The following is a 13,479-nucleotide window of genomic DNA, read 5'->3' as shown; positions in this document are numbered from 1 at the left end:
CCGTACCGCTTGGCGGATCAGGCGGTCGTGAGGGGTGCGTGCCGTTCACTGAGGCGGCGCACGTCTTGGGCGACGCGGGGGTCCGTGGCTGCGCGCAGCGGCGCCACGGGGTGCGTCCGGGCTCCGATGACGATGCCGGTCCGGCCTGCAAGTGCGCCGTCGGTGGCGGCGACGATCGAGGGTCGGGCAGCCAGGGACGCGGGACCCGAGGTGGAGCGTTCGAACTTGCGGCGTACCAGCGGCCACAGCAGTCGCAGGGCTGGTGAGACGATCTTCCGGTCGGTCATGGTGCCGTTGGTCATGTCGGTCGCGGCACCTCCGGGATCGGCAGCGAGGACGGAGACGGCAGTGCCTTGGAGCCGGGCGGCCAGGTCGAGGGTGTAGGCGAGGTTGGCGAGCTTCGCGCGGCCGTACCAGTGGAAGCCGTAGTAGCCGCCGGTCGGCTCGACCGCGTCGAAGGACCGCTTCGCGAGCCCGACCGCGCCCGAGGTCACGTTCACGATCCTGCTCGGCGCCGCGCCCGTCAGGGTGGGCAGCAGCAGTTCCGTCAGCAGGTACGGCGAGAGGTGGTTGACGAGGAACGACGCCTCGATCCCGTCCAGGGTCCGTCGCTGCGGGAACATCGCGCCGACGTTGTTGACCAGCACGGTCAGCGGTTCGCCGGAGGCGGCGTGCTCTGCGGTGATCCGGTCGGCGAGCGAGCGCACCTGGTCGAGCGAGCCGAGATCGGCGGGCAGGAAGCGTGCGGGGCGTGCCGGGTCGGTCCCGTTGATCCGGTCGATCGCCCGGGCGCCCCGATCGGCGTCGCGTCCGACCACGGTGACGCGGAATCCGGCGCCGGCCAGCCCCAGGGCCGTCTCCAGCCCGATGCCGGCTGTCCCCGCCGTGACCACGGCTGTCTTCGTCATACGCCCCTCCACCCAGCCATACGGATACTCCATCCGCTTCACTGATGACCGTAACACATGAAACGGATGAACTATCCGGATAGCGAAATGGAGGGTGGCCGAGGAGGTGCCGCCGGACAACATGAGGCCGCTCCGATCCCGAGGGCGCCGGACTCCGGACGCCGGACGCCACGGACACCCATCGCTCTGGCCCGGCGCCAACGGCTCGCAGGCCGTTGACGACGCCATGGGCCAACGCCCACCGGACACCGGGGTGAGTGGCTGACGTTCGCCCCGGGGAGTCCGTGACCGTCCACACAGGACGTCGCACGGAACGTAGGAGGGGAGACCGACCGCGAGGCGGCCAGGGCCGGGTCGGTCCGGCTGCGGGCGGCGACACGGCGCCGCAGCGCCTCGAAGCCGGGCCGGCCGCCGGCGCCGGACAGCGGCGAGAGGCCCGGTGCGCGATGGCCGTCGAGCCTCTGCTCGACGGCCATGCCGACCGCCAGGCCGCAGGGCCGGGGACGGATTGGGCGACCTGGGCGACCTGGGCTCGAAGGGAGGGAACAGAGCCACTCGGCTCCGGCCTCCTTCACCGCCGCTCCGGGCCTGGCCCGCCCGGCGTGATGCGGCAGCGCGCGAACGCGGGTACGGCCGACGAGCCCCGTGAGGCACAGCCGGCGGGGTTCACGAGGGTCCGTCTCTTGCGACCATCCCAGCGCGTCAACAAGAAGCGAGCACGATCGCGGCCCCCACCATGCTGCCCGGCATGAAAGCGCGGGTCGCCACCGAGAGTCGGCTGCGGTCGGTGGTGATCGGCTGGGCGCCGTCGCACACTGGCCTACGTCGGCGACCAGTCGACTGCACCAGCGTGAATGGCAGCTCGGCGCATCGGGCGGGTGGGTCAGGCGGCGCCGGGAGTGCGGGTGAGCGCGGTGCGCGGCGCGAAGACGCCGAGCAGGACTCCTGCCGTGAACCGCTGGGCGGCCATGACGCGGGGCCGGGCGGCCGGAAATCCCGAGACCCGTGCTGCGCCCAGCATGATCAGCGCGTTCACAGTGACCGCCACGACGATCTGCACGCCGCCGAGCTGGAGCAGTTGCGTCCACATACCGGGCTCGCGTGCGGGTCGAGAAACTGGGGCAGCAGGGCGGCGTACATCGGAGCGATCTTGGGGTTGAGCAGGTTGGTCAGCAACCCCGTCGAAAACAGGCGGGTGTCGGAGACCGGGGGCAAGGCCTGGTCCGGGACGAAAGGTGAGCGACAGCCGGGCTTGAGCATGACCCAGGCGAAGTAGGCCAGGTAGGCGGCGCCGGCAGGCTTGACCACGGTGAACACCACGGGCACGGAGGCGAACAGCGCCGACAGGCCTGCAGCCTCGGCCAGCAGGTGGCACAGGAAGCCGACGGCGGGTCCCGCCGAGGCTGACCAGTCCGGCCCTGCGGCCTTGGGCGATCGCGCGTGTGGCGAGGTGAACCATGTGCGGTCCCGGAGTCAGGGCCATGCCCAGTCGACCAGGACCACGCTTCCCACTGCGGCCAGACTGATCACCGGTCAACCTCCCGAACACCCCTGGGGTCTGACACCTCATCGTCCGGGAGACGGTTGCGACGAATCACCAGTCTCCGAATCGGTTACCGCAGGCTCCGCCCCTGCCGCTCAGGGTCCGCAGGCACCTCGGTTCTGCGTACGGCCCTCCGGCGGACAAGCGATGCGTCGTGTGCGCGACAAGCCGCCGCGCATGCCGTGCCGGTCGGCGCAGGCGACCGCCGTTGACCGCCGGGGTCCTGCCCGAGCATCAGGGCCTCAGGAGCGCGCCCACCCACCAGTCGTGCGGCTTGCCATCGTTGGCGATGCTGCGATTGCGCAGTGTCCCTTCGACGGTGAAGCCGAGTTTTTCGGCGACGGCGCGCGAGCCGGTGTTCCCGGTCATGGCCCACCACTCGATGCGGTGCACGTCGAGCGTGGCCCAGCCCCAGTCGCACAGGGCCCGGGCGGCCTCGACCGAGTACCCGCGTCCGCGCTGCTCCTTGACCGCCCAGTAGCCGAGCTCCCAGACGCCGCGGCTGATGAGGGTCAGGCAGTACGAGCCGACAAGGGCGCCGGTGTCCTTGCGGAACGCGCCGAGGGTGTAGTCCTGGTCCTCGGCCCACTGTGCGGGCAGCTTCTCGCCGACGAGTTTCTCCGCGTCCGCACGCCGGTACGGCACCGGTACCGGGGTGTAGAACTGGATGTCTACGTCCTGGCAGGCCTCGTACACCGCGTCCACGTCGGCAGGTGCGAACGCCCGCAGCAGCAGACGGTCGGTCTTGAGCGTCACTGGATCCATCGCGGCAGTATGACCACCACCGACAAGCAGCGACCAGCGAATTCCCGACCGGGCACCGCGTGGAGGCGTGGCCCTGGGCGGTGCTCCTCGGGCTCCTCGGGCACACCGGACCTCCTCGGCTGCTCGACGGCGCGTCGCGGGCAGCCCGAGCAAGTCCGGCGGAGCGGCCGGTGGCGTGCGGGATCGGGTCGGCTCCCGTCTCGCCTGACCCGATGCCGCCCGGCTGCCCCGGGCCGCGCGGCCGGGAAGGGTCCGTCACGTGGGGCGGGCACGGCCGCGGTGCGGGTGCGGTTCCGGGGCCGCAGGACCGAACCCGCGCTCGCCCCCGCCCCCGCACGTGCGCACCGGGACCGCTGGGCGCGGGCCGCCTGCGCGGCTCGGGTGCCGCGGCTCCGTGACGGGCCCCACCCCGGCGCTGCCCGGCGGGCAGCGCCGGTCGTGTCACTCCTCCCACTCCCCCGCCTTCTCCTTCCCTTCCCTCGTATAGAGCAGGAAGAAGGAGAAGATGCCGGCCAGACCGGCCAGGATGCAGACGACCTCGGCGACGTCGGTGCCGAAGGTGGTCATCAATCCGGCCGAGCCGATGGCGATGGCGAGCGTCTGGCCCAGGACCACGCCGATTCCGCCGATCAGGAACAGCGCGACGAGACCTCGGGATGCGTTCAGGCAGATCGTGTACATCGTCATGCTCCTCATCCGGGGATCCATATCGCGCCCATCACCATCAGTACGCCCATGACGTAGGAGGGCAGCAGGTAGTACAGCGTGACCGGGACGAAGATCCGCACCGGGTTGATGGAGGCGATGCTCGCGGCCACGTACAACGGTGCGGCGCCCGGTGGCGAGCAGCCCTCGGACGAGGCCCACACGATGATGGCGGCGAAGGCGACGTACGGCGGTACGTCGGCTGCCGTCAGGGCGGCGAAGGCGACGGGGCCGACGGCCGCGAGCGTGGACGTCGTGTTGAGGGGGCCTGCGACGATCACCACGATCAGTCCGACGACGAGCGCCGCGACGATCTGCGGTACGTCCTCCAGCTGCTTCAGGTAGGGGGCGAGCTGTTCGCCGATCCCGAGGGTGTTCAGCACGTTGGAGGCGGCGAAGGCCGAGATCATCGTGACGCCGATCAGCCCGAGTCGGGGGCTGATCTCCGACAGCAGGCTCCACCACTGCCCGCCGCCTCGTGGCAGCGCCCGGCGCTCGACCACCAGCCCGGCGATCAGCATCACCACCGGCAGCCAGACCAGCAGGGGCACGGCGTCGGAGACGTCCAGGCCTCCGAGCCGGTCGCCGATGAGGTCGCTGGTCGGTGAGGCCGTCAGCACGATCGGCACCGCGATGGCGGCCAGGACGACCAGCGAGGTCCAGCCGGCGGCGAAGGACCGGCGCAGCGGATGGATGTCTTCGGGCGCCATGGCTCCGACGCCGCGCCGTTTGACGATGACGTAGGCGATGACCAGTCGCATCGCGACCATCCAGGCGCCCACCACGAAGATCGTGCCGACGACGTCCTTCGCCTGGAGGACGGGCAGTACGGTCGGCGCCGCGAGCAGGATGAAGAAGGCTCCGCTGAACGGGAACGTGGCGCCGACGCCCGCGTTTCCGGCGAGGACAAGTGCCGCGGTCTCGCCGCTCGCTTTGGAGCGCTTCATCCAGGGGATGGTGATGGAGCCGATGGTGGCCACGATCGCCGCGCCGTTGTGGGCGACGGCGCCGAAGAGGCCGGCCGAGACCGTCGCCGCGTAGGCGGAGCCTCCTTCGCGGCGGCCGAGCATCGAGCTGAGGATGTCGATCATCCGCTGCACGAGCCCCGTTCTCGTCAGCAGTTCGCTGACGAAGACGAAGGCCAGGGCGGCGAAGGTGATCTCCGACTTCAGCCCCTCCACGAGGCTCTCCCAGGCGACGCGGGGCGCGTCGGCGCCGGCGAACGCGGCGCTGACGAGGAAGCCGATGACCATGGCCTCGCCGATGTTGCGCTTGACCACCACGTTCCACACGATGATGGCCCCGATGAAGGCGACCAGGGCGAGTATCGCGTTCACCGGCACCGCCCCCTGTCGGCGTGGCGGGGGCGGGCGGTCGGGCGGTCGGCCGCGGGGGGTTCAGTTCCGCGGCAGCGCTTCCAGTCCGGCTCTCCGGTACGCATCTCCCGCCTCCTTCCCGGTGAGGAAGGCGTGCAGGGCACGGGCCCCGGCGTGTGCGACGGCCGCGGTGCCCAGCGCCGCCGAGAGCTCGGTGAAGTGCTGGGCCCCGTCCGGCAGCGGGCCCGCAACCCGGGCCTCGGGCACGAACAGCAGCTCGCTCATCTGCTGGACGGCCAGGTCGGCCCGGCCGTCTGTCACGGCCAGCGCCGTGAATCCCTTCTCCACGACGGTGGCCCGCGCGTTCACCTCGTCCGCTATGCCGAGCCGGTCCAGCAGCGCGGCGAAGTGGACGCCGCTTGCCCCGGTGCGCGAGTAGGCCACCGAACGGGCCGAGCGGAGCGCGGTGACCAGTGCGTCGACCGTGTCGATGGCGGGCGGCCGGGCGCCGGGCGGCACGGCCAGGCCGATGCCGACCCGGGCGATGTCCCGCACCGAAGCCCGGTCGATCACCCCCGCGTCGCAGAGTGCCGGGAAGGCGCCGGTCACCCCGATCATGACGTCCGGCCGGGCGCCCTCCTCGATCCTGCGCAACAGGACGTTCGTGGGGTCGTAGATCCCGTCGACCTCGGTCCCCGTCTGCTCGGTGAACGCCGTGAGGATGACGTCGTCGAGGGCCTTCTTCACCGCCAGCGCGCTGAAGAGCGACACGGTGTGCGGTTTTTCCGCGGACATCTTCGTCCTTTCACAGGGTGGGGGGAGCGGGCTTCGACGGGAATTCTCCCGTGGTGTCCGTTCGGCTCCCCCCGGGTTGCCTAGGGGGGTGGGTCAGTGGGAGACCGGGCGCAGCGCGCCGCGCTGGACCCAGGTCAGGGGGCTGGTGCGGGCTCCGCGCAGCAGCAGGTGGAGCTTCGCCGTCTCTTCGATCTCCTCGGCCATCTCCAGCGCGCGGTCCAGGTCGCGGGCGGCCGCGACGGGCCCGTGGTTGCTCAGGAGGAGTGCCGCGTGCCCGCGGGCCAGCTCCTCGACGGCGGCGGCCATCCGGCTGTCGCCGGGGGCGAAGTAGGGCAGCATCGGGAGGCTGGCGACCCGCATCGCGTAGTAGGCGGTCAGCGGCGGCAGCACGTCGTGCCGGTCCACCTCGGCCAGGCACGAGACGGCCGCCGCGTGCGTGGAGTGGGTGTGGACCACGGCGCCCGCGTCCGGCCTGGCGCGCAGCACGGCGGCGTGCAGGAACGCCTCTTTGGAGGGCTTGGCGCCGGACACGTGGGCCCCGTCGGCGTCGATGACGGACAGTTCCTCGGCGCGCACCGTGGCCAGGCTCGATCCCGTGGGCGTCACCAGGATGTGTGCGCCGGCGCGCACGGAGACGTTGCCGGTGCTGCCGTGCGTCAGCGAACGGGCGGCGATGGCCCGCGCGGTGGTGATGAGGCGGTCCCGCTCGGCTTGGTCGCGTCGCCCGCTCATGTGCGGTCCGCCGGCTCCGCGGGGGACGCGGAGGCGTCGAGGAGCAGGTGGGAGCCGCCGAAGTTGCCGGACTTGAGGAGCAGCGCCGGCGGGCGGTCCCCCAGCGGGTGGATCCACGGCACCCCGCGTGCGGCTTCCGCGCCGACGTGGGCGCCGGTGATCCCGAGCGCGGCGACGACGGCGCCGGAGGTCTCGCCCCCGGCCGCGACCAGCCTGCGGACGCCCCGTTCGACGAGGCCGGCCGCGATGAGTCCGGTCGCCTCCTCCAGCACGGCGGCCGACTGCTCCACGCCGAGCACGCGTTGTACCTCGCGCAGCCTGTCGGGGGTGGCCGAGGAGTACAGGACGGGTGCGCTGCCGCCTGCGGGCAGCGTGTCGTACCAGGTGAGTGCGGCGTCGGCGAGCACCACCGGGTCCGGTGCGGCCACCGGGTCGAGGCGGTACGCGGGCCTGCCCGCGTCGGCGAGCGCCGCGAGCTGCTCCAGGGTGCGGCGGGAGCAGCTCCCGCTCAGCACGGCGGCCGGTCCGCCCGGCGCCTCCGAGGCCGCCTTCCGCGCGGGGTCGGTCTCGTCCCGCCAGGTGTCCGGCGTGAGGCCGCGCTGTTCGGCGTGTGCGTGTGCCAGGCCGGCGGCCAGGCCGGCGGCGCCCGCGACGAGCGGTGCGTCGAGGACGGCGCGGCCGAGCGTGCGCAGATCGCTCTCGTCGATGCCGTCGGCCAGCACGTAGCGGGTGCCGCGCGCCGCGGCGCCCGTCAGCGCGGCGCGTACCGCCGCTTCTCCCTGTCGTACGGTTGCCAGTCCGATCAGGGTCACCTGCTCGCGGGTCTGGGCGCGCAGGACCCTGGGCAGGTACGAGTCCGTCATGGGCGTCACCGGGTGGTCGCGCATGTGTGACTCGCCGAGCAGGACGTCGTCCACGAAGAGGCAGCCCTGGTACTGGGTCCGCAGGTGTTCCGGCGAGCTCGGCGTCAGCGGTACGGTGCCGGCGCCCGTGGCCTCGGCCAGCCGGTCCAGAACCGGGCCGATGTTGCCGCGCGGGGTCGAGTCGAAGGTCGAGCAGAACTTGAAGTAGATCTGCCCGGCGCCCTGTCCGCGCAGCCACTCCAGTGCGCCCGTGGACGAGGCGACCGCGTCGGCCGCGGGGATCATCCGGCTCTTCAGTGCGATGACCAGCGCATCGTGCTCGGGCAGCCGGGCGGGGTGCGGGCCGTGGGCCCCGTCGTCCGCCTCGTCCGGGCCGTTCGGCACGCCGAAGAAGAGCAGGGTCCGCAGTCCGGCGCGGCGCAGTGCCACCGCGACGTCCGTCGCGCCGGTGAAGTCGTCGGCGATGACGCCGAGCGGTGCGGGGCCGCGGGGCGGGTCCGCCGGGCGGCGGTTGTCCGTGTGCTCGTTCATAGGGGTCTCCCGGTGAGGGCGGAGCGCAGGGCGAGGGCCGCGGCCTGCGGGCCGGCGACGACGGGCACGCCCAGTGCGGTGGACAGCGTCGCGGCGGCGGGCGCCAGGGAGTACTGGGCGAGCAGTACCGCGTCGGCGCCGGTGAGGTGGGGCAGGCACGCGGCGCGCAGCGCCTCGGACAGGGCGGGGACGTCCCCGTCACGGGCCGCGCCGAAGGCGTCGGGGGCGACCACGCCGACGGGGAGCGCCGCCGAGCCGGCCGCTGCGGCGGCGGCCGAGAAGCGGGCCGCCGAGTCCCGCATCGCGGCTTCGAGCGAGGCGAGGACCAGTATCCGGCCGGAGCCCGAAGACAATGCCAGCGTCCGGGCGAAGGCCGCCGTATCGGGTGCCAGCACGGGGACCGGCGACTCGATCGTGTCGGTGATGGGGCCGTAGAGCGAGCAGGTCAGCAGCACTGCGTCGGCCCCGCCGGCCACTGCGTAGCCGATCAGCCGACGCATGCGTTCCATGAGCTGCGCGGTGGGCGGTCCGTCGTGCGGCGCGTCGGCCAGCAGCCGGTCGTCCAGCAGGTTCCAGGGCTGGGCCGCCGGGAATCCTTCGGCCAGTCCCGCGACCGCCGGGCCGACGGCCGTGGGGGTGGCGCTGATCAGCGCGATCCGTGGTGCGGGGACCCGGTCCGCCGCTCCCCCGCTCATCGGGCGGCCTCTGCTGCGGTCGCCGGTGCGGCGGCCTGCTCGGCGAGCCAGGAGAGGCCGTTCACCGTGCCGTCGGCCGGGCGGTACTCACAGCCGATCCAGCCTTGGTACGAGGCGTCCAGCAGGGTGTCGAAGACGCGTGGCCAGGCGATTTCGCCGCTGCCCGGCTCCGTCCGGTCGGGCGGGTCGGCTATCTGGACGTGCCGGATCCGGGGCAGTTGCTCGCGCAGGGCCGAGATGAGGTCGCCCTCCTGGACCTGTACGTGGTAGAGGTCCAGGAGCAGTCCGATGCCGTTCCCGCCGAGCGCCTCCACGACCGCGGCGGCCCTCGCCTGGGTGTCCAGCAGGTAGCCGGGCGCATCGCGGCTGTTCTGTGCTTCCAGGACCAGGCAGATCCCCGTGTCCCGGGCCTGGTCGACGGCCCAGGCGAGGTTGGTGACGAACGTGGCGAAGGCGCGGTCGTGGCTGATGCCGTCCGGCCGTATGCCGCCGAGCACGTGCAGGACGTCGCAGCCCAGCTCGACGGCGTAGTCGAGGCCGCGCTGCAGGTCGCTGCGGAACCGGTCGGTGCGTCCGGGCAGGCAGGCCGCGCCCGCCCGTTCCGGTGAACCGGGTTCGCCCACCGGCGCGTTGATCAGTACCTGGTGCAGTCCCGCGTCGGTGAGGCGTCGGCGCAGCCGTGCGGCGGGGTACGGGTAGGGGTCGGCGTACTCGACGGCGGTGAAGCCGGCGGCTGACGCGGCGTCGAAGCGCTCCTCGAAGGGGACTTCGGTGAACAGCCACTTGAGGTTGGCGTCGAAGCGCAGCCCGTTCGGCGCGTGCATCAGCGGGCCCCTGCGGCGGACACGGCGTGCGCGTAGCCGGGGTTGACCAGGTGCTCCGGGGTGCGGCCGGCGAGCAGGTCGATCACGTGGCGGGCGGCCATGGCGCCGGACCGGGCCCGGGCCTCGACCGTGGCGGCCCCGATGTGGGCGGTCACCAGGACGCTGTCGAGCGCGCGCAGCCTGCTGTCGTCGGGCAGTGGTTCGTGCTCGGTCACGTCCAGTGCCGCGCCCGCCAGCCGGCCCTCCTCGACGGCGTCGGCGAGCGCGTCCTCGTCGACGACTCCGCCCCGGGCGGTGTTGATCAGGTAGGCGTCGGGCTTCATCCGGCGCAGTGCGGCGGCGTCGATCAGGTGCCGGGTGGTCTCGTCCAGGGAGATGTGCAGGGTGAGGAAGTCGGCCTCGGCCAGCACCCCGGCGAGGGGGCGTGCCTGGACTCCGGTCTCCTTCAGGAAGTCCTCGTCCAGCCAGGGGTCGTGGGCGACGACCCGCATGCCGAGGGCGAGTGCCGCGCGGGCGACGGTTTTGCCGATGGAGCCGAGGCCGACGACGCCGAGCGTCGCGCCGTGCAGTTCCCGCCCGCTCTCCTGCGTCCAGCCACCGCCGCGCACGGCGGTGAGGTTCTGCGGGATGCGCCGGGCGCAGTTCAGCATCAGCGCCAGGACGTGTTCGGCGACGGACACCCGGTTGGTCCCGGGCGTGATGGTGACCGCGACGCCGTGCCGGGTCGCCGCCGCGAGGTCGATGTTGTCGTAGCCGACGCCGCAGCGGCTGAGGATCCTCAGTCGGGGTGCCGCCGCGATGACCTCGGCTGAGAAGGGGTCGGTGCCGGCGACGGCGGCCGCCACGTCGGTGACGCACCGGGCCAGCGTGGTCCCGGCGGCCTCCCGGTCGGCGCGCCGGGCGAAGACCGGTTCCAGGCCGGCCTCCCGGAGCATCCGGTCGACCTCACCGCCGGGTTCGAGGTAGGGAGTCGTCACGAGTACACGGGGCGCACGTTCCTTGGGGGGCTGTGTCATGGGGGATCCTCTGCGTTCTGCTGCGGCACGACCAACGAAGCATGAATATAGTATAGGATTTTTCAAAATACTATAGCGTTGTCACGGGCGGATGATCGGCACGGAAGGCGCCGCGCTACCATCGAGCGACAAAGGAGATCCGCATGGCGACGCGCCCGTCCGATCGGCAGCCCTTGGCCGACCAGATGTACGAAGTACTGCTCGACCAGTTCATGGACGGGCTGTGGTCACCGGGCCGGCCGCTCAACATCGGCGCGCTTTCCCGCGAACTGAACGTCAGCCAGACCCCGCTGCGCGAGGCGCTCGCCCGGCTCGAACACACCGGCCTGGTGCGCCGCGAGGCGCTCAAGGGGTACCGCGTGGCCCCGCTCTTCAGCGAGACCGAACTGATCAAGCTGATGGACGCGCGCCTGGTGCTGGAACCGACCCTCACCTACGAGGCGGGCCGCAGAACCACCCCCGAGTTCCTCCAGGACGTCGCCGACAGCATCGAGGAACTGCGGAACTGCGCGGCGGGGGACGGCTCGAAGTCGGTCCGCGCCTACCTGTCGGCCGACGAGCGCTTCCACTTCCTGATCGCCAAGCAGTCCGCCAACCCCTTCCTGGAGTCGGCGTACCGCTCGCTCAGCGGCCATGTCCAGCGCTTCCGGCTCTTCGCCGAACTCGGCTCCTCCGACGCGCAGTCCCCCGCCCGCGACCACGCCGCCGTCTACGACGCGCTGGCCGCAGGCGATGCCGAGGGCGCCGCCGACCGGATGCGCCGGCACATCGAGAACGCCAAGGCACGCGCGCTGAAAGACCGTCAGGCCGTTACCGGCGGCTGAGGCGGGCGCGGCCGGCACGGCGCCCCGGAGGCGCGAAGGGCGCGAAGAGGCGCATCCGGGTAGAAGATCAATTCGAGTGCGCCCCCTCGGGTGACGCAGACTGGAGCAAGATCTTCCGGTTGCTAGCGTCCTGGCCATGACGCACCCCTCGCCGTCCGGCCTTGAGCCGGACCACCTTGCGCTGCCCGGGCCCCGCGGGACCAGCGAATCGTTTCGCCCGGTCCTGCTGGATCCGTCCCGGCCGGCCGGCGCGGCCGCCTTGGCCGAACTGCGGGATTCGAACCGTCTGCACGAGGTCCACGACCGGATCGAGGACCAGGTCGAGGAGCTCCTCGGTTGCGTGGCCCCCCACGACCCCTTCGGCGGGCGCTCCCGGTCCCGCGCCGTCGCCGACACCGTGGGCCCGCACCCCGATGCGTACGGCAGGTGGGCCTGGTATCCGTGGTCCGGGCGCCTGGTCCACGTGCTGCCGGAGGCCGAGTTCCGCCTGGTCCGCACCGACCGCAACCGCGACAAAATCACCCGCGAGCAGCAGCGGGGCCTCCTGGGGCGGCGGATCGGCGTCATCGGGCTGTCGGTCGGCAGCAGCGCCGCGCTGACCTGCGCCATGGAGGGCGTCGGCGGGGCCTTCCGGCTGGCGGACTCCGACCGCCTCGGCCTCTCGAACCTCAACCGACTGCGAGCCGGCGTTCACGAAATCGGTCGCGAGAAGAGCGTGTTGTGCGCGCGCCGCATGTACGAGCTCGACCCCTATCTGGACATCGAGGTCCACCGCGGCGGCATCGACGAGGAGAACATCGAGGACTTCTTCGGCGGCGAAGGGGGCGGCCACAGGCTGGACCTGCTCATCGAGGAGGCCGATGCCCCCTGGGTCAAGGTCGCCTCCCGTGAACACGCGCGCAGCCTGAGGATCCCCGTGCTCATGGACACCAACGACCGGGGCGTGCTGGACGTCGAGCGGTTCGACCTGGAACCGGATCGTCCGCTCTTCCACGGCCGCGTCGGAGCCACGACCGCCGCCGACGTGCGGGACCTCGGCCGGGACGAGGCCCTCGGCTTCCTCCTCGACGTCGTCGACGAACAGCGGCTGAGCCCCGCCATGCGTGACGCCCTCACCCGTGTCGGCCACACCCTCTCCAGCTGGCCTCAGCTCGCCAGCGGCGTCATGCTCGGAGCCGCCCTCGTCACCGACACCGCGCGCCGCATCCTGCTGGGCGAACCGCTCCCCTCGGGCCGCCACTCCATCGACCTCGAAACGCTGGTCCCCGCCCCGGCCGCCGTGCCCGTCCGCCACGGAGCCGGCCGGTGAGCCGGGTCCCCGACCTGCACGGCGAGCACCTGTGGCTGCGGGAGCTCCACGCGAGCGACCACGACACGTTCGCGCGGATCCTCACCCACCGCGTACTCACCCGCTACCTGGGCATCGACCAGATGAACGCCGGCCAGGCCCACGACACCTTCACCCAGTCCCTCGCCCAGCCCCACGCCCGACCGCGCCGCAAATACACCCTCGCCGTCTGCGCCCCCGACGACGACACCCTCGTCGGCACCATGGGGCTGCTCGTGGAGGACTACGGCAGCAACGCCATGCTCACCAGCCTCATCCTGCTGCCCGGCGCCCCCGTACGCGGCCACGGCCACGAGGCCGGGCGCCTGCTGATGGCCTACGGTTTCGGACACCTCGGCCTGCACCGCATCTGGGCCGGCCACCGCAGCGACCACCACCACATGCCGAAGGTGATGCACGCCGCAGGTCTGCGCCCCGAAGCCACCCTCCGCCAGCTCTTCCACACCCAGGGCCGCTGGCACGACGTCACCACCTACGCCACCGTCGCCCCCGAATGGAAACGCCAGGCCAGCACCACCGAACTGGCCATCCTCGACGGAGCACCCCGCCTCGACCGGGTCTGAACCCTCTCCACGGTCACGGCCCCGGTCCCGATCCGCCCCCCGGGCAGTGTC

At 72.3% G+C, this 13,479-nt stretch carries 13 protein-coding genes and 1 pseudogene; 3 read left to right on the top strand and 11 right to left on the bottom strand.

Annotation, left to right across the window (positions count from 1 at the left end; all coding sequences use genetic code 11):
• Positions 1-17: 17 nt before the first annotated feature.
• From CP968_RS33785 to CP968_RS33735, 11 genes and pseudogenes are all read right to left on the bottom strand, one after another.
• On the bottom strand, positions 18-908 hold the full coding sequence (locus CP968_RS33785) for an SDR family NAD(P)-dependent oxidoreductase (protein ID WP_150521592.1): 891 nt from the start codon (positions 906-908) through the stop codon (positions 18-20).
• A gap of 883 nt (positions 909-1,791) precedes the next feature.
• Positions 1,792-2,438, bottom strand: a pseudogene (locus CP968_RS33780) (LysE family translocator).
• A 247-nt stretch (positions 2,439-2,685) separates the two neighbouring features.
• Positions 2,686-3,216 carry a GNAT family N-acetyltransferase gene (locus tag CP968_RS33775; protein ID WP_150521591.1) on the bottom strand — a complete coding sequence of 177 codons (531 nt, stop codon included), beginning with the start codon at positions 3,214-3,216 and terminating at the stop codon, positions 2,686-2,688.
• A 441-nt stretch (positions 3,217-3,657) separates the two neighbouring features.
• Positions 3,658-3,912 carry a hypothetical protein gene (locus tag CP968_RS33770; protein ID WP_208836008.1) on the bottom strand — a complete coding sequence of 85 codons (255 nt, stop codon included), beginning with the start codon at positions 3,910-3,912 and terminating at the stop codon, positions 3,658-3,660.
• Positions 3,909-5,258 (bottom strand): TRAP transporter large permease subunit, encoded by a 1,350-nt coding sequence (locus CP968_RS33765; protein WP_150521590.1) that lies wholly within the window; start codon positions 5,256-5,258, stop codon positions 3,909-3,911. The genes CP968_RS33770 and CP968_RS33765 overlap by 4 nt, the downstream gene beginning before the upstream one ends.
• 60 nt (positions 5,259-5,318) lie before the next feature.
• On the bottom strand, positions 5,319-6,032 hold the full coding sequence (locus tag CP968_RS33760) for a molybdate ABC transporter substrate-binding protein (RefSeq protein WP_150521589.1): 714 nt from the start codon (positions 6,030-6,032) through the stop codon (positions 5,319-5,321).
• A gap of 93 nt (positions 6,033-6,125) precedes the next feature.
• Positions 6,126-6,764, bottom strand: coding sequence for a class II aldolase/adducin family protein (locus CP968_RS33755; RefSeq protein ID WP_150521588.1), 639 nt, complete (start codon positions 6,762-6,764; stop codon positions 6,126-6,128).
• The gene (gene otnK / locus CP968_RS33750; protein ID WP_150521587.1) at positions 6,761-8,158 is read right to left on the bottom strand and encodes a 3-oxo-tetronate kinase; all 1,398 of its coding nucleotides are present in this window, start codon (positions 8,156-8,158) and stop codon (positions 6,761-6,763) included. Before otnK ends, CP968_RS33755 begins: the two co-directional genes overlap by 4 nt.
• On the bottom strand, positions 8,155-8,853 hold the full coding sequence (locus CP968_RS33745) for an aspartate/glutamate racemase family protein (RefSeq protein ID WP_150521586.1): 699 nt from the start codon (positions 8,851-8,853) through the stop codon (positions 8,155-8,157). The genes otnK and CP968_RS33745 overlap by 4 nt, the downstream gene beginning before the upstream one ends.
• Positions 8,850-9,677, bottom strand: a complete 828-nt coding sequence (locus tag CP968_RS33740; protein ID WP_150521585.1) for a hydroxypyruvate isomerase family protein — start codon at positions 9,675-9,677, stop codon at positions 8,850-8,852. The genes CP968_RS33745 and CP968_RS33740 overlap by 4 nt, the downstream gene beginning before the upstream one ends.
• Complete coding sequence (locus tag CP968_RS33735; RefSeq protein WP_244330593.1) at positions 9,677-10,654, bottom strand: phosphoglycerate dehydrogenase; 978 nt, start codon at positions 10,652-10,654, stop codon at positions 9,677-9,679. Before CP968_RS33735 ends, CP968_RS33740 begins: the two co-directional genes overlap by 1 nt.
• Before the next feature lie 182 nt (positions 10,655-10,836).
• Between CP968_RS33735 and CP968_RS33730 the strand changes: the two genes are divergently transcribed.
• The 3 genes from CP968_RS33730 (at position 10,837) to CP968_RS33720 (ending at position 13,428) form a co-directional block, all read left to right on the top strand.
• Entirely contained in the window at positions 10,837-11,517 is a 681-nt protein-coding gene (locus CP968_RS33730) for a GntR family transcriptional regulator (RefSeq protein ID WP_150521583.1), read from the top strand.
• Positions 11,518-11,653: 136 nt separating this feature from the next.
• On the top strand, positions 11,654-12,826 hold the full coding sequence (locus CP968_RS33725) for a ThiF family adenylyltransferase (protein ID WP_189828976.1): 1,173 nt from the start codon (positions 11,654-11,656) through the stop codon (positions 12,824-12,826).
• A complete protein-coding gene (locus CP968_RS33720; RefSeq protein ID WP_150521582.1) occupies positions 12,823-13,428 on the top strand; it encodes a GNAT family N-acetyltransferase in 606 nt (201 codons plus the stop codon). Before CP968_RS33725 ends, CP968_RS33720 begins: the two co-directional genes overlap by 4 nt.
• Positions 13,429-13,479 lie beyond the last annotated feature (51 nt).

The organism is Streptomyces subrutilus (genome assembly GCF_008704535.1).
Taxonomy (GTDB): Bacteria; Actinomycetota; Actinomycetes; order Streptomycetales; family Streptomycetaceae; genus Streptomyces; species Streptomyces subrutilus.
Note: the sequence above shows the minus strand (reverse complement) of the source record. Positions and strands in the feature narration are given on the sequence as shown.